The organism is Bariatricus sp. HCP28S3_A4 (assembly GCF_052066395.1).
Lineage (GTDB): Bacteria > Bacillota > Clostridia > Lachnospirales > Lachnospiraceae > Allocoprococcus.
Map to the genome: position 1 here is coordinate 1 of NZ_JBQHSE010000043.1, position 15,574 is coordinate 15,574.

Below are 15,574 nucleotides of genomic sequence, written 5' to 3' on the forward strand. Positions count from 1 at the left end.
ACCATACATTGCAATAAAATACAATATAATAAAACCAAAAAATTGACACAAAAAAACAGGTTTTATGCGGCCTGCAAGTACTTTTCCTATTGTTTAACTGTCAAACTCCCGTGTAGATTTCCCACATCCATTCAATCCCATAATTGCAATACCATATACCATATATTTGCACCACCAACTTCAAAGTTTCTGTTCCCTATAAAATTAATTTATCGGAATTTACCAAATCGTCAAACAACGATTTGTTCATTTAAAGGGGCATAACCCCATGCCCCTATTCTACAACATTTTTCTCCTGTTGTATATCCGAAAGACTATCCGATACACGCTTCCGTTGTTCTCATTGCCGCCTCTTTTCCTTCCTGTCTCTGGCTGTTCTGCTTGATGGCAGTAATTCTGTCATGAAGGGACTGGTGCTCCTCTTTCTCCTCGTCTTGCTCTTCTTCCCCTTCCATCACAGTTTCCTTTTCATCCATATTCAGCAAGGCATTCAGTTCCGACAGACGCTCCAGTTTCTGGTTCAGTTCTTCCTCTTTCGGGAATGGTTTTTTCACCTCTTCCATCGCATTTTTCAGCTGTCCCTGCACCGTTTCAAGCTTTTGCTCTGCTTCTGCCAGTTTTTGCGGGATTGACTCCAATGCGTTATTAATCCTGATGATATTACCGTTTTCATCGGAACCAAGGCTAACACGATATACGTTTTCATTTTTCAGGGAAAGGATAAATTCCTTATTCCAGAAATCAAACTTTAGTCGGATAGAAAATCCCTGATACTGTCCGACACTGATCATGGCATCTGCCTGTTTCATGGACTGACAAACAGCAAGAAGGGCTGTTCCTGCCTCTTTTTTCTCATAAAATACCGTGCCACCGACTTCCATCACAAATTTCTCCGGATCCGTGATCTTATTTGCCTGATACTGTTCCAGATCCGCTTTGTATCCCTCGATACTTTCCTTAAGTACTGCTATCTGTTGTGGGAAATTCTTTGCGATATCATCTTCCAGCCGGTAATGGTTGCTCACAAAATTCGCTTTCAGCAGTTTCAGCTTCGATACTTCCACATCCAGTGCCATTTTTTCCTTAATCGCCGGATTCCCCGTTGCCAGGGCTTTTACTTCCGCATAGGATAATGCCGTATCGTCCACATCCTCGCAGCTTCGTACCGGTGATTTGCTGGTCATGATCTGGGAAATGAATTTCTGTTTGCTTTCGATCAGCTGCCACATGAAACTGTCAAAGGTCCCTTCTGTCACATACCGATAGATATGCACTTTCTTATTCATATTACCCTGACGGATGATACGCCCTTCCCTTTGTTCCAGATCAGTCGGTCATTTTTTGCGGACAGTTCATACATGCTATCCTTTTCTGTTCTCTGCTCCTGCGTTTGCTCTCGTTTGATTTCTCCCTCCGTATCTTCTTGGCACAAGCAGGACAATACCTTGATGCACCAGAGCCCGGGACATATTCAACGCCGCACACCGTACAATTTTTAGCGGGCATTGCTGCCCACCGTTTTGTAGGTATGATATGTAATTCATCGACAAAGCCGATGAATTTATAGTAAATCTTGATTTCCTGCTTCACTGTTCCGTCTGCCATCTTCTCACGCTCCGAAACAAGTATCTTGTCTATGAGTGCGTTTATAACTGTTGCATCCAGTTCTTTTAAGCCTTGATAATTTCGGATAAGGGCGAGGAAGTCACGGATTCCCCGTGATTTCTCGTAGCTTTCATTAAGAGTTTCCGTCACCTCTTTCAGCCTTGCTTCAATTTCAAGCTGCTCTTTCTGGTATTTCCCCGACATCATCTCAAAATTCCGCTCGGTAATACGCTCCATGACCTTATCCTCGTAGAGAGAGGAAAACAGCCTGTCCAGTTCCGCAAGGCGTTTGTTCAGCTTCTTACGTTCTTTCTCTAATGCTTTCGCCCTGCTCTGGTCTGTTTCCGTGAGCCGCTTTTCTATGGCCCTGACCGCCTTTTCATCATTCACTGCCATATCCGCAAAACAGTTGATGTCGGCAAGAACGGCATTGAATAAATCCCTTGCTTCTATATTGTGGGCACTACACTCGCTTCTTCCGTTTCTTGCATAATTATTACATGAATACTGTACACAGTCGATAATCTCTGGGCGTTTCCTCCTGTGTACGTTCATTGCCCGCAGAGCACATCCGCAGTCCACACACTTGATAACGCCTGCAAAAATATTTACAAATCCTCCCTTGTTCTGTGGAAGCCTACGACTTGTAATAAGCTGTTGGACAATATCAAATTCCTCCTGCGTGACTATTCCCTCATGGGTATTGGGTATCACTTCCCATTCTTCGGGCAGCTTAGAGGGGCGTTTCTTGCTTTTCATATTGGCGGCAATCCGTTTGTAGCCTACAAGATTTCCCGCATATATCGGGCTTCTTAAAATGCTCCTCACGCTGTTCCCACTCCAAATATAGCGTTTGTCCTCGTTCCCCTCAAAATGACGTTCAAAGCCTGTTTCGCCACGCTCCGCCGCATAAGCGGCAGGGCGTAGGATATGCTGTTTATTAAGATGTCTGCAAATTTTGGCAACTCCATTCCCTTTTAATGCAAGGTCGAATATCTCTTTTACAACATGTGCCACTTTATCATCTATCAGCAGATGGTTGTGGTCGGCAGGGTCTTTGATATAGCCATAAGGGGCGGTAGTTCCCATGAATTTCCCCTGTTGAAACCTCGCCCGATATGCCGATTTTATCTTAACAGATATGTCAGCGGCATACATTTCGTTTAAAATGTTGCGGAAAGGCGTGATGTCCATAGCAGATTTATTCAAGGTATCTACGCCGTCATTGACCGCTATATACCTCACGTTATGCTCTGGGAAGAAAACTTCCAGATATAACCCACAATCAAGATAGTTTCTCCCCAGACGGGATAAATCTTTCGTAATCACGCAGTTTATCAGACCGCTTTCAATGTCTTTTATCATATTCTGGAAACTTGGTCTTTGGAAATTTGTACCAGAATAACCATCGTCCACATACGTTTTTGCTATGTGCCATCCCTGCTTTTTCACATAATCCGTGAGGATGGATTTCTGTGTCGCAATGCTCGCACTCTCGTTATCCGTACCATCGTCTTTAGATAAGCGGCAATAAATGCCGACTAAATAGATTTTCTTTTCTTCTTTGATTCCTGCCATACTGTAAAACCTCCGTATCTGTCCTATCTGTTTTCATGTCCCATTGCGTACATTCTAAGCGGACAGCCCCTCATTGTCGAAGGTGTCGCCCTCGGCAATCTTCTTCCGAATATCCTCGGAGATAATCGGGACAAACGCTTCTGTAACGGTCTGTGTGCCGACATATTCACGGCTGATTATCATCTGCACTGGTGCTTTTGGCACGATACGCTTTCTCTTTTTATCTGCTTTCTTATCCTCGCCCATACTTAAATCTTCCTTTCCAGACAGGGCAGGGAAGAGTTTGGAAATGTCCCCGCCCTGCCAATCAGATACCATTAATCCTCGCTGTTTAATTCTTTCTGTAATGCTTTAAGGAGTGCCGCCGCTTCATCAGCGTTCAGCGTGATTCCCTTGCCGCACTTTTCACGGTTCGGGGAAAAGCTGCGGATGTCATACTTCGGCTCTTTCCCATTCCATGAAATGAGATTGATTTCCTTTGTGTAGCCACTGTCGCCCGTAGACAATACTGCGATTTCCTTTACGATTTCATACTGGATTTCTCTCATTCTCCATACCTCAACTCTCTGTATTTACTTCCCGAAAAAAGAAGATTAGCGGCTGTCACGGTTGCGTTTCCTCTGCAACTCACGCTCCAAAAGTTTGATGATGGTTTCCTCCATCTGCTTCGGCGTTGTGTTCTTCGGAAAGTATTTTTTCAGCTTGCTTGTGTTGATTTTCAAGGTTTCTTTCTGGTTGCCCTTTTCCTCCGTCATAATCGCAAATATCGTATCCATGTCAAGCCGCCCGCTCTGGCTTAACTGTTTCATCCGCTGTGCCTGTGAGAGTGAGGGCGTTGCTTCTTCGCTCTCCATCGTGGCAAAGAGGTTTTCCTGCTCGTCTTTCTTCAAGAAGGACAGTTCCACCGCAGGCGTGAGGGCGATTTTCCCCTCGTCCACCATCTGCAAAATCGGCGGTATCAGTTCCGTCAGGCGGATAAAACGCTGCACGGTCATCCTGCCCACGCCGAAGCCCTGTGCCACCTTGTCGTCCGTCCGCAACTTCGTCACAACTTGTGACGAGGTTAAGTCTGTGCGGAAACCCTGCCGCTTCATGGCTTCGGATTTCATCTTGTAAGCAAACGCCCGCTCCGATGGCAGGATATTCTCACGCTGCAAATTGCTGTCTACAAGGGTGATGATGGCTCGGTCACGGTCTAAGGGCAGGACAAACGCAGGCACGGTATTTATCCCTGCAAGTTCAGAAGCACGGACACGCCGCTGTCCTGCAATCACTTCATAACCGTCCCCGTCCTCTTTCGGGCGTGTGATTATCGGCGTGACAATGCCAAATTCCTTGATGCTTTCCGCTAACTCTGACAGTGTTTCATCTTCTGCCACATGAAACGGATTGTCGGGGAACGGGTACAAGTCTTTGGTCTTTAACACCTTAAAATCCTGTTTCTTCATTCACATATCTACCTTTCTTTCGCTCTGCTTCTATGATTTTTCTGCAATTCTTCCAACACTTCGGGCGGTATTTTTGACAGCAGCCGCCCCATCTGCTCGTTGGTTCTCTGCAATTCAAATATCTTCTGATTCGCTTTCTGCACCTTTAGTTCCTGCTCGTACTTTTCATCACGCATACGCCCCGCATAGTCTGATTCCTGCCCAATTCTCTCTTTCAAACTGTCGATATACGCCTGCTGTTTCCCGATTTCCTTAGAGAATTTCTCCACGTCTGGCAGCCATGCAGAGAGTAAATCTAACGCTTTATCCCTTTTCTTCCCTGCGTTAAAGGCGTTGATGTCGGATAGGGCAGACACGATTTCTTCATACTGTTTATCAAGCCTGCCGCCTAATTTATAGAGCCATGTGGGGACGTGTTTCCGCTTGGTTTCCATTGAGGACTGCCCCCGTTCAAGCTGATTCCACCGTGAGGACATCCGCTCATGGTAGGCGGTCTGCCACTCGGATAATGATTTCTGGTTGCCTAAGATAGCTTTCGCTGACAGCTTATTGTCTGGCGTAATCGGCACAAAGCAGAGGTGCATATGGGGCGTTCTCTCGTCCATATGGACGACAGCGGAGAGGATATTCTGCTTTCCAACACGCTCCGAAATGAAGTCAAGAGCCGTCTGGAAATACGCTTTTTGTTCTTCGGGCGGTAACTGGTTCATAAATTCTGGTGAAGCTGTGATGAGCGTTTCCACCATCATCACGCTGTCTTTCCTTGTCCTGCACCCCGCTTCGGCTACCATGCGGTTAATCTCTTTCTTGTAGGTGTACTTTGGTGGTGCTATGAGATGGTAATTGTTTTTAGAGCGTTCCATATCTATATCTGGGTTGCTTTTGTAGGCTTCTTTCTTCCGCTCGTTGTGGCGTTCACAAGCCGCAACGCCGCCCGCTTTTCGTTTCTGGAAACGCAGGATTGCATAAGGCATAGGCGGATTCCTCCTTTCTTTCGGCGGGTGACCGTCCTTTGGGGTGACAGCGGTGACGGTGGTGACAGCAGTTTTGGGATACCCCCTGCCGACTGCCGCAACTGTCACCCTCACCCCCTGCATGACGGTCATGTCGATGATGACGGTGTTTTTGGGATACCCCCCTCGCAAGAGCCGTCACCGTCATGCCGCCATTCTTTTATCCGAAGCCGTAAGGCGTAGGATAGCAGGGCACAGCCCTGCCTTAAGGGAGTCCAGAGGGAACGTCTGGCACACGACTTTGCAGGGCAAAGTGTAGTGTGTTACACCCTGTAAACGCAGTCGGAAAAATCGGAATGATTTTTCTGACCGCAGGGGTGGTTTTACACGACCGAAAAGGGCGAGTAAATCTCACGCCTGCATTTTGCGTTTACGGGGTGTTCTCCCGTAGGGATGACAGCGGCAGGGTATCCTAAAATCACTGTCACCACCGTCACTGCTGTCACCCGCAGGGCAGAGCCGCCAGCTTTACATGGCTTTAAGCGTCAATGACAGTAACAGGGGGGTATCCTAATATCGCTGTCACCACCATCACCGCTGTCACCCGCCCTCCTTGCAAGGGCAATCCGCCTGCCGTCTTTCCTGCGGCTGTACTGGTAGCAGATACGGTTCTCGCTTAAAAATGTGGTGCGGTATTCATTCAGCCATTTCGTAATCACCGTGGGTATGGTTTCCGTTTCCCCCATAGCGGCTAACAGTTCCGTTGCCGTGCCTATCCATTCTTCCTTATCCCTCATAAAATCCACCAACCGAAAAAGGACATCTGGTATCGTTTCTTTCGCAAGCTGCTCCTGCGTTTTCCGCTCCACAAGCTCCCAACGGCAATCACGGAAACGCAGCGTGTATTCCTGATAAGGCGTGTCCCTGCCCGTCACATACAGCTTGGCGGTGTCAGACGCACGTTTCTCCTTTTCCAGAACAAAGGTAGCGTCCGCACTCCCCGTTAATCCTGTCGTCCCAGACACCTTGTTGAACACGTCGCTGTCATTCTGCTTTCGGATGTGGTGTACGACAATGACCGCCAGAGAGTGCCTGTCGGCAAAGTCTTTGATGAGGGAGATGTCCCCATAGTCGCTTGCATAGGCATTGTCTTTTGAAGCTGTACGGACTTTCTGCAAGGTATCAATGACAATGAGCCTGCTGTCTGGGTAATCTTTCAGATAATCTTCAAGCTGCACGATAAGACCGTCTGACAGCTTGCAGCTTGCCACGGCAAAGTGGAGCCGCCCGCTTGCTTCGTCCGTCAAACGAAATAACCTGTCCTGTATGCGGCAGAACGTGTCCTCAAGGCAGAGGTAAAGCACATCGCCCTCCATTGTCGGCATATCCCATAAAGGGATTCCCTGCGACACGCATAAGCATAGCTTCAGCATGAGCCAGCTTTTGCCTATCTTCTGTGAGCCGCAGAACAGCGATAAGCCTGTCGGGATAAGGCTGTCCACCACAAAGGATGGTTTCTCAAGCGGTTCATAAAGGAGCGTTTCGGCGTTGACTGTCTGTAACTTCTGCATGGCTTTCCTCCTTTCGGGCGGTGTCTTTGTTTTCGTTGCACATAGGCGTTGACCTCCTTAAAAATAGATTTACTCCCACGGAAAAAAGTGAGAGTATGTAATGCCGCCAATCCCACACAAATAAAAAACAGATTTCTTTTTCGGGCGGTGTCGGTCACGGTTGGAGATATTTCTTCAATTTCCGCCTTTACTTTCTCCTTTGCAATCGCAACAGATTTCTGTATTGCCGAAGCGGTGCAATGCTCCATAGCGGCGATTTGGTAAAAATTGAACTCATACTCGTAGTAGAGCAGGAAACGCCGCCTTTGTATCTCTGGAAGGCTCCCAACCGCCTTATAGAGCGTTTCATTCCGTTCTTCCTCAACCATGCGTTCATCAAGGCTCTTAGGCACACGCAACGCCCGTCTGTAAAGGGTTTCGTCCCATACCTCGTTAAACTCCCTGTGCCGCTCGTCCCATTAGAAAAGATTCCTGTTCCTGCGCTCCATCTGCCGAAACTCCATAAAGAACTGTTCCGACACTTCCAACTCGTGGGATTTGCCCTGCCCGTCCTTAAAGCTGATAAAATACCTTGTGCCGCTTTCCGTGGATTCCTCCCGAAGCGTGTATGCCTTAACCCTGTATGCCATCCTGTTGTCCTCCTGCAAAAAATGAGTGAGGGGATTTCCATCCCTCACCCAGTAGCCCGCAGGATGGCAGGCTGTTTTAGAAGCTATAAAATTTTCCGCAGCTTCTTCCGCAGATGGTCTAACCTCGCATAGATGGCACCAGTCGTCAAATGCACAAGCGGGGCAATCTCCTTTGTGGAATACCCCTGCATTTTCAGCAGGACGATTTTCAAGGTACGCCCGTCCACCGTGACTAATACTTGATAGAGATTTTCGCTCTCAATCTCTTCCAGTAACTCCGCAACCGTACCCACTTCCGCCTGCCGCTCCCTGCCTGCCATGTCCTCAAGATATTCCGCAACGTCATTCGTCCATCGGTAAAACCGCCTGTTGGAATTGAAGTCTGCCCTGTCCGCCATGCGTATCTGCTCAATGGTCGCTTCATCAACGCCGCACTCACGCAGCAGCTTTTCCTCCGCTTCTTTCCAGATACGCCATTTCCTGTCCTCCCGTCCGTGGTTGTATGCCATTCTTACTTCCTCCAATCAGAATTGATTGAGAGGGCAGAGAAAAGCCCCCTCATCTTCCCAAAGGAAAAAACAAGGGGGCTGAACGCCTTAAATTTTAATTTTCTATTATCTTTCTTAGTTTTATTAGGATTCTGGCTTTGCGTTTGTTTACAACGCTCTGGGTTATGCCCAACCTCGCCCCGACTTCACGCTCGGAAAGTCCGTCAAAAAAGATTGCCTGTATCAGCTCCTGTTCACTATCCGACAGCAAAGGCAGGGCGGCTTTCAGCCTGTCCACCATGACCGCATTGACAACGGTTTCTGCAATGTCCACCGCTTCATCAGTGATAAAGTCCAGAGGATTCCCCTCGCTGTCCGTAAATCCGTCGAGAGATAGCAGTCTATTCTTTGTATCTAATTTTTGCAGATAACGCCACCGTTCCTTGTCACGGTATGCCCCCATACCCGATTTGCCGGACAGAAAAACAATCTGTATAATGGAAAGGGGTAATGAAAAATGTCAACCAAAGAACGAAAGCACCCAGCGCCGCCGCGTTACGATGAGGCCTTCAAGGCGGGGGCAGTGCGGATGGTCACCGAGCAGGGGCGGCCCAGCCGGGAGGTGGCCGCGGAACTCGGCATCTGCATCGACACGCTGCGCAGCTGGCTGAAAGCGGCGGGCGCACCATCGCCGGGGCAAGCTGACCGCCAAAACCGCGACGCCAGACGCCTGCGCGAACTGGAGGCGGAGATTCGAGCACTGCGCAAGAAGCTTGAAGAGAAAGACGGGGTCATTGACATCCTAAAAAAATCCGTCGGCATACTTTCCAAACCATAGAGGACAAGTACCGGTACATCCGTACGGCCCGCGCGGGGGCCTCTGTGGAACTTGTATGCCGACTGCTGGAGGTCTCCCGCAGCGGGTACTACGAATGGCTGGGCCGCAAACCCTCTTTGCGCCGGCAGAAGGATCAGGAACTGAAACGCCGGCTGCTGAGCCTGCATCAGCGTTATCCCGCCCTTGGGCTGGACAGCCTGTATCACCTGATCCGCCCGCAGCTTTCCTGCTCGCGCAAGCGCATCCACCGCCTGATGAACGAGATGAACATCTCCTCCACACGCAGGCGTGCCTACAAAGCCACGACCAACTCAAGACACGCGCACCCCATCGCGCCCAATCTCCTTGCGCGCCGCTTCTCCTTTGACAAGCCAGACACCGCATGGGTCGGCGATATTACCTATATCCCCACCGGCGAGGGCTGGCTCTACTGCGCTGTTGTGAAAGACCTTTGCACAAAGCAGATCGTCGGCTACGCCTTCTCCGACCGCATCGACACAAATCTCACTCTCGCCGCCCTCGGCATGGCCGTCCGGCGCCGCAAGCCTCTGCCCGGCCTCATCTTCCACTCCGACCGCGGCGTCCAATACGCCGCCTACGCTTACCGTCAGCGTCTCGCCAGCCTCGGCATCCGGCAAAGCATGTCCCGCAAGGGCGATCCCTATGACAACGCCGTGGCCGAAAACTTCTTCAGCTGCCTCAAGTGCGAGTGCGTCCATCTGCGCCATTTCGCCTCAAGGGCACATGCCATGGCAGACGTCTTCGCTTATATCGAGACCTTTTACAACCCAGTGCGCCCGCATTCCTCTATTGGCTGGCGTCCTCCGGATGCCTTTGCGCGTGCCTTGTCTGAGCATCCCGCCGCCTGAGTGTGATACGACAAGATATCCTGCGTTTCTTTCTGTTTTTTCTTCATTTTTACTGTCCACGAAACCGGGAAGGGCACAGGTAGAAGTCTGTGTATTGCTCCCTCACGACTTCAAGCAGACAGCCTTGAATGGGGATAAACAGCTTGTCCATATAGGTCTGGTCGGATTCCCTGCAACGGCAGAACTCCGTGTAGGATAATTCCACATAGCCGCCACTTTCTCTGATATATACCTTTCTTGGTGCATATTTCACCATAAATACCTCCCATCTGAATTTTTGAAATGTAAAAAATCCAGATGGAGAGGCGGAGAACGACACCGCATATCAGAAACAGCCCTACGGCACTTTCCAACAAAAATCGACAAAAGAAAAACCGCAAAGGCTCTGTGACCTTTACGGTTATAGGAAATAGTAATTCTATTGTATGGAGATTGTACTTCTACTTTCAAGGTGAGAAGTACCGTTGCACTGGCAGAAATTTTTTTAACTGGTTTCCTGCCGTTCTCTGATATGCTATGTATTGATAAATTTTGCTTCGTATGAGCAGATAGATAACTGCCCGAAAAAAGGACATAAAAAAATCCCTCCAAATTTAAAAACAAATTCAGAGGGTAATTTAGGGTATAACAAAATAACCCACCCGAATATCGTTTTTTTTATTTGGTGAGTTTGTTCTTTCAAATACGAAACAAAAAGAGCCGATGATTCGTGAATTGTTCCACAATTTCATCGGCTCTGCGTCTTAAGCGTCTGGCTCTTTGATGACAGTTATCTTCAAGTTGTCAACTTTAATCAATCTTTCTTGTCTGCATTTTGGACAATAAAGGGGATAATTCTCCAAAACAGTGTCCTTCCTAATTTTATTACGGGTTTTGCTCCCACAAACAGGACACAATATCCATTCGCATTTCATCATAATTAGTCTCTAATCCTTTCAAATCTCATTTTATATGACTTTTGCAAGCTGTTAAGCTAACTTGTGGAACATATGCCGAACCTTATCTATACGGCTATTCGGGCGGCGGGGTTGGCAAATAAATTTACCAATAGCTGGCTGGTATCCTTTTAACTCTGTCAAGCAGACTCCCTGCCCATTTGTGAAATAAGTTAAATCGTTCCTGTATTCTTGAATACATCTAGCAGGGATTTCTCCTTTCAGAATGACCTCGTCATTCTTTATCTGAGTACTTACAATATCTGCACAATACCTTGGAGCATCATGATACGCCCGTGAGAGATATTCCTGCGGTGCATAAATTTCAAAGTGGAGATATGGCTCTAATAGTTCTGTCCCTGCTTTTTTTAAAGCCTGCTCCAATACGATAGGGGAAAGCAGCCGAAAGTCTGCGGGGGTACTTACAGGACTATAATACAATCCATATTCAAAACAGATTTTACAGTCTGTCACTTTCCATCCATACAGCCCCTGCTCGCAGCCATAAAGAACCCCCTCCATAACCGCATTTTGGAACGATTGATTTAAATATCCAAGTGAAACTCTGCTTTCATACTGCACTCCGCTTCCAATAGGGAGCGGCTCTATGGACAACCCGACAGAAGCCCAGAAAGGATTTGGCGGGACTTCTATGTGGATGGTATATTCTGCTTTTCTAAGCGGTCTTTCCAGATAAATAACCGAAGGCTCTTTCATAGCCACGCCCACATGATATTTTTCTTCTAATAGCGAACAAATAACTTCTAACTGTACTTTTCCCAAAAAAGATAACATAATCTCATGTGTAACAGTATCAATGTCAAAATGCAAAAGAGGGTCTGTATCAGCAATCTCTGCGAGGGCATTTAACAGGGCTTCCCTTTGCTCCGGCTTTTGCGGCTCTACCGTTGTCCGAAGTAATGGCATGGGATTATCAATCCATGTTTTGTGAGGCAGGAGTTTTTCATTTCCCAGAATGTCGTTCAGTTTCAAAGTATCATCAGCTAAAATAACAATTTCTCCCGGACAGGCATGGTCAGCCGGGACGATTTCACCATTTGACGGAATACACATTTCTGTAATCTTTATTTTCTCTTTTTCAGATATTCTAATAACATCCCTCAAATGCAATGTTCCGCTATATATACGCACATAAACAAAACGCCGCCTTTTCTCTGAATATTCAATCTTAAAAACCTGCCCGCATAGTTCAGATTGACCTTCAGGCGTTGATGAATAAAATTTACTGGCAATTACTTCTATAAGCTGCCGAATCCCCAGATTGTTTTTAGCGCTTCCGTGATAAACGGGAAATAACGTTCCGTTTTGGAATCTCCTGTTTTCTTCCTGTTCCAGTTCTGACATTTTAAACGGTTTCCCTGACATATATTTCTCTAATAGTTCATCGTTTCCCATAATTACCGCATCCCACTGTTCCATATCGTCATTGTCCGTTACATTTATATGGGGATGCTGCCCAACCTTTTGCTTCACTATAATTTCCGAAGAAAGCTTTGCTTTCATTTCCCGATATACCATTGGCAAATCAATCCCCTCTTGGTCAATTTTATTGATGAAAAAAATTGTCGGAATCTTCATTATCTGTAGTGCATGAAACAGTATACGGGTCTGTGCCTGTATGCCATCCTTTGCAGAAACTAATAATACTGCTCCGTCTAATACGGATAAAGAACGGTATACTTCCGCCAAAAAATCCATATGGCCTGGCGTATCTATAATGTTGACTTTTACATCCTCCCACTGAAAAGATGTCACTGCTGTCTGGATAGTGATTCCCCTTTGACGCTCCAAATTCATTGTATCTGTCCTTGTTGTGCCTTCATCTACGCTCCCTAGTTCTGCAATTGCACCACTGGTATACAATAAACTTTCCGTTAATGTTGTCTTTCCTGCGTCAACGTGAGCCAGAATGCCTAAGTTAATTATTTTCATGTGATTTTCCTCCTATCAACACCCAAAAAAGGGCATAAAAATACCCAGTGATAAATACTCCTATCACTGGGTAAATAACTCCAATAGCCCCAAAACACTTATATGTTTTCGGGCATATAAAATTACATGATAAAAGTATTCTTAAACTGGGTACAAAAAACTAAGCCCCATATTAAAAGTGAAACGGGACTGCTACTTTTTGTTCCCACTATCAAATTGACAGTTTATTTAAGAATACCTTGCCGCATATTTATTAACTCCTTGTATAATACTGAATCTAATTATATTCCTTAACCCTTTATTTGTCAAGCTGACAAACTAAAGCAGAAAAAGCGGCAGGATTTCCCCCTGCCACTAATCATCTGTTTATGCAAAAATAATTTCCTTTTCCACAATCTCCCTCGCACAAGCCCTTATGTTATTGAGGCATCCTGTCCATTCTAAGGCGTTTTCTGCCTTTAGCTGTTCCGTTATGCCCTGTGCCTGTTTCATACCCTCTATGAGCCTTTCAAAGCGTTCCTGTGCCTGTCTGTTGATGTCGGCAAGGTAGGCGTTTAGCCTGCCGCTTGTAAGAAGATTGGTGTATGTAACTTTACGGTACTGTTTTAGATAATCTAAATGCCGTTGCCCCCAGATGCCTATTGCCTGTTCTTCTTCGGCGGGTACAGTTAAGCACGGTATCAAATAATCCCCTTGCCTTTCGTATTTGCCGCCCAGTTCCTCAAATAATGATTTTGCCATTGTCTGTTACCTCCACATTCTTTTTTATTTTGAATGTCCGCAAAATCCGTCCTACATCAGAAGGCTTCCAGCCTACATCCAGATGATGCAGGGCAATCAGACGGTCCTGCACGTTGGTACCGGCACCCATTTTAGCGGTAGAACCCAGTAAAAAACGAACCTGTCCGGATTTTACTTTACTGAACAGCTCCGTTTTCTTCACTTCCGTATTGGCATCATGGATAAAAGCAATCTCTGCTTCCGGTACTCCTTTTGCCATAAGTTTCTTTTTTAAATCGGCATAGACATTAAAGGTCCCATCCCCTTTCGGTGTGCTGAGGTCGCAAAAAATGAGCTGGGCTGACCGTTTTGATTCCGTTTCTTTCCAGATAGCAAAGCTCTTCTCCACACAGGCACAGATTTTACTATCCTCATCATCCGGAAGCAATGGATTTACAAGACGCTGATCCAGTGCCAGCTTCCTTCCATCATTTGTCACTTTCAGCATATTGTCAACTGAGGAATCCACACCGCCGTCCCGGATTACTTCTGCACGTTCTCCAAGGCTCTCCACGATCTCTTTCTGATGTTCGGATGGTTTTAACACCACCGTTTCATACTCTGCTTCCGGAACGGGAAGTTCCAGCTGGTCTGCCGTCTTAATGTCAGCAATCTCCTTAAACATACTCATCAGTTCCGGGATATTGTAAAATCTGGCAAATCTGGATTTTGCCCGGTATCCGGTACCTTCCGGAGCCAGTTCGATACTGGTCACAACTTCACCAAAGGTGGAAGCCCAGGAATCAAAATGCCCCAGTCCCATCCGGTTCAGTTTTCCATACTGCAGGTAACGCTGCATGGTATAAAGTTCCGTCATGCTGTTGCTGACCGGTGTACCCGTTGCGAATGTAATGCCTTTCCCGCCGGTGATCTCATCCAGATACTGGCATTTGTTGAACATATCCGCAGATTTCTGGGCTTCATTCTGGGCAATACCTGCCACATTCCTCATTTTTGTGTAAAGGAACGCATTTTTGTAATAATGGGCTTCATCCACATACAGACGGTCTACCCCAAGTTCCTCAAACGTTACCACATCATCCTTTTTCTCTTTGTTCTCCAGCTTTTCCAGACGCCTCCGGAGACTCTTTTTGGTCTTTTCCAACTGTTTTACCGTAAAACGGCTGCCATCACTTTCCAGCTTTGCCTGCTGAATTCCTGCTTCCAGTTCTTCGATCTGCTCTTCTATGATCTTTTTCTGGCGTTCTTCCGATAAGGGGATCCTCTCAAACTGGGAATGCCCGATGATCACTGCGTCATAGCTGCCCATTGCGATTCTGGCACAGAACTTTTTACGGTTTGCCGGTTCAAAATCTTTTTTCGTTGCCACAAGGATATTGGCTCCCGGATAAAGCTGTAGAAACTCTGCGCCCCACTGCTCCGTCAGGTGGTTGGGAACTACAAAAAGGCTTTTCTGGGCAATACCAAGACGTTTGCTCTCCATAGCTGCAGCTACCATCTCATAGGTCTTTCCGCTTCCCACTACATGGGCAAGCAGAACATTATCCCCATAAAGCTGATGGGCAACGGCATTTTTCTGGTGCGGGCGGAGCTCTATTTCCGGATTCATTCCCGGAAAGGTCAGATGGCTGCCATCGTATTCCCTGGGACGGATGGAATTGAAACGTTCATTATAAATCCGGCACAGCTTTTCCCTCCGTTCCTGGTCCCTGAAGATCCAGTCCTTAAATGCTTCCTTGATCGCATCCTGTTTCTGGGTTGCCAGCATGGTTTCTTTTTTATTCAACACACGGATTTCATTTCCCTCTGCATCAATCTTTGTGTCATAGATCCGGACATCTTTTAAATTCAGGGTCTAAGACTTCCCATACCCAAAATGGGCTTCGTACCTTGAAAATTCAATATTTCAGCTAACAAAATAGCGATTTATGCTTTAGCTGCCCGCGAATCAAGTGCATTTTGCAGA

The 15,574-nt window shown here is 46.9% G+C and carries 15 protein-coding genes and 2 pseudogenes; 2 read left to right on the forward strand and 15 right to left on the reverse strand.

The window, feature by feature from the left end; translation table 11 throughout:
* Positions 1-314: 314 nt before the first annotated feature.
* From ACTNBF_RS15080 to ACTNBF_RS15125, 10 genes and pseudogenes are all read right to left on the reverse strand, one after another.
* Complete coding sequence (locus tag ACTNBF_RS15080) at positions 315-1,286, reverse strand: helicase (protein ID WP_441089590.1); 972 nt, start codon at positions 1,284-1,286, stop codon at positions 315-317.
* Positions 1,287-1,326: 40 nt separating this feature from the next.
* Positions 1,327-3,183, reverse strand: a complete 1,857-nt coding sequence (locus tag ACTNBF_RS15085; protein ID WP_001820670.1) for a recombinase family protein — start codon at positions 3,181-3,183, stop codon at positions 1,327-1,329.
* Between the two features lie 54 nt (positions 3,184-3,237).
* Positions 3,238-3,429, reverse strand: coding sequence for a hypothetical protein (locus ACTNBF_RS15090; RefSeq protein WP_001820669.1), 192 nt, complete (start codon positions 3,427-3,429; stop codon positions 3,238-3,240).
* A gap of 71 nt (positions 3,430-3,500) precedes the next feature.
* Complete coding sequence (locus ACTNBF_RS15095; protein WP_001206986.1) at positions 3,501-3,731, reverse strand: YdbC family protein; 231 nt, start codon at positions 3,729-3,731, stop codon at positions 3,501-3,503.
* A 45-nt stretch (positions 3,732-3,776) separates the two neighbouring features.
* Positions 3,777-4,631: a ParB/RepB/Spo0J family partition protein gene (locus ACTNBF_RS15100; protein WP_000743700.1), complete on the reverse strand. Its 855-nt coding sequence runs from the start codon at positions 4,629-4,631 to the stop codon at positions 3,777-3,779.
* Positions 4,632-4,639: 8 nt separating this feature from the next.
* Entirely contained in the window at positions 4,640-5,605 is a 966-nt protein-coding gene (gene mobV / locus ACTNBF_RS15105) for a MobV family relaxase (RefSeq protein WP_001820668.1), read from the reverse strand.
* A gap of 517 nt (positions 5,606-6,122) precedes the next feature.
* A pseudogene (locus ACTNBF_RS15110) lies at positions 6,123-7,155 on the reverse strand (AAA family ATPase).
* A gap of 154 nt (positions 7,156-7,309) precedes the next feature.
* Positions 7,310-7,784 (reverse strand): annotated as a pseudogene (locus tag ACTNBF_RS15115) (RNA polymerase sigma factor).
* Positions 7,785-7,867: 83 nt separating this feature from the next.
* On the reverse strand, positions 7,868-8,293 hold the full coding sequence (locus ACTNBF_RS15120) for a sigma-70 family RNA polymerase sigma factor (protein WP_000323895.1): 426 nt from the start codon (positions 8,291-8,293) through the stop codon (positions 7,868-7,870).
* Positions 8,294-8,387: 94 nt separating this feature from the next.
* Positions 8,388-8,735, reverse strand: coding sequence for a sigma-70 family RNA polymerase sigma factor (locus tag ACTNBF_RS15125; protein ID WP_427743997.1), 348 nt, complete (start codon positions 8,733-8,735; stop codon positions 8,388-8,390).
* Between the two features lie 54 nt (positions 8,736-8,789).
* Between ACTNBF_RS15125 and ACTNBF_RS15130 the strand changes: the two genes are divergently transcribed.
* Complete coding sequence (locus ACTNBF_RS15130; protein WP_007046129.1) at positions 8,790-9,110, forward strand: transposase; 321 nt, start codon at positions 8,790-8,792, stop codon at positions 9,108-9,110.
* A gap of 17 nt (positions 9,111-9,127) precedes the next feature.
* A complete protein-coding gene (locus tag ACTNBF_RS15135; RefSeq protein ID WP_238066014.1) occupies positions 9,128-9,979 on the forward strand; it encodes an IS3 family transposase in 852 nt (283 codons plus the stop codon).
* A gap of 49 nt (positions 9,980-10,028) precedes the next feature.
* Here the strand turns inward: ACTNBF_RS15135 and ACTNBF_RS15140 are convergent, their stop codons facing one another.
* The 5 genes from ACTNBF_RS15140 to ACTNBF_RS15160 all read right to left on the reverse strand — a co-directional run bounded on the left by ACTNBF_RS15140 (position 10,029) and on the right by ACTNBF_RS15160 (position 15,397).
* Positions 10,029-10,235: a hypothetical protein gene (locus tag ACTNBF_RS15140; protein WP_028086457.1), complete on the reverse strand. Its 207-nt coding sequence runs from the start codon at positions 10,233-10,235 to the stop codon at positions 10,029-10,031.
* Between the two features lie 487 nt (positions 10,236-10,722).
* Positions 10,723-10,896: a cysteine-rich KTR domain-containing protein gene (locus tag ACTNBF_RS15145; protein WP_002779755.1), complete on the reverse strand. Its 174-nt coding sequence runs from the start codon at positions 10,894-10,896 to the stop codon at positions 10,723-10,725.
* Positions 10,897-10,947: 51 nt separating this feature from the next.
* Positions 10,948-12,867 (reverse strand): tetracycline resistance ribosomal protection protein Tet(O), encoded by a 1,920-nt coding sequence (gene tet(O), locus ACTNBF_RS15150; RefSeq protein WP_028086456.1) that lies wholly within the window; start codon positions 12,865-12,867, stop codon positions 10,948-10,950.
* A gap of 366 nt (positions 12,868-13,233) precedes the next feature.
* Complete coding sequence (locus tag ACTNBF_RS15155) at positions 13,234-13,608, reverse strand: TnpV protein (protein ID WP_001129922.1); 375 nt, start codon at positions 13,606-13,608, stop codon at positions 13,234-13,236.
* Positions 13,589-15,397 carry a DEAD/DEAH box helicase family protein gene (locus ACTNBF_RS15160; RefSeq protein WP_441089591.1) on the reverse strand — a complete coding sequence of 603 codons (1,809 nt, stop codon included), beginning with the start codon at positions 15,395-15,397 and terminating at the stop codon, positions 13,589-13,591. Before ACTNBF_RS15160 ends, ACTNBF_RS15155 begins: the two co-directional genes overlap by 20 nt.
* Positions 15,398-15,574 lie beyond the last annotated feature (177 nt).

Bases quoted from the DNA above. Each gene is read 5' to 3' on its own strand.
- ACTNBF_RS15145 (WP_002779755.1), bottom strand. From the start codon at position 10,896: ATGATGAAATGCGAATGGATATTGTGTCCTGTTTGTGGGAGCAAAACC.
- ACTNBF_RS15140 (WP_028086457.1), bottom strand. From the start codon at position 10,235: ATGGTGAAATATGCACCAAGAAAGGTATATATCAGAGAAAGTGGCGGC.
- ACTNBF_RS15155 (WP_001129922.1), bottom strand. From the start codon at position 13,608: ATGGCAAAATCATTATTTGAGGAACTGGGCGGCAAATACGAAAGGCAA.
- ACTNBF_RS15090 (WP_001820669.1), bottom strand. From the start codon at position 3,429: ATGGGCGAGGATAAGAAAGCAGATAAAAAGAGAAAGCGTATCGTGCCA.
- ACTNBF_RS15080 (WP_441089590.1), bottom strand. From the start codon at position 1,286: ATGAATAAGAAAGTGCATATCTATCGGTATGTGACAGAAGGGACCTTT.
- ACTNBF_RS15130 (WP_007046129.1), top strand. From the start codon at position 8,790: ATGTCAACCAAAGAACGAAAGCACCCAGCGCCGCCGCGTTACGATGAG.
- mobV (WP_001820668.1), bottom strand. From the start codon at position 5,605: ATGCCTTATGCAATCCTGCGTTTCCAGAAACGAAAAGCGGGCGGCGTT.
- ACTNBF_RS15100 (WP_000743700.1), bottom strand. From the start codon at position 4,631: ATGAAGAAACAGGATTTTAAGGTGTTAAAGACCAAAGACTTGTACCCG.
- ACTNBF_RS15085 (WP_001820670.1), bottom strand. From the start codon at position 3,183: ATGGCAGGAATCAAAGAAGAAAAGAAAATCTATTTAGTCGGCATTTAT.
- ACTNBF_RS15125 (WP_427743997.1), bottom strand. From the start codon at position 8,735: ATGGGGGCATACCGTGACAAGGAACGGTGGCGTTATCTGCAAAAATTA.
- ACTNBF_RS15120 (WP_000323895.1), bottom strand. From the start codon at position 8,293: ATGGCATACAACCACGGACGGGAGGACAGGAAATGGCGTATCTGGAAA.
- ACTNBF_RS15095 (WP_001206986.1), bottom strand. From the start codon at position 3,731: ATGAGAGAAATCCAGTATGAAATCGTAAAGGAAATCGCAGTATTGTCT.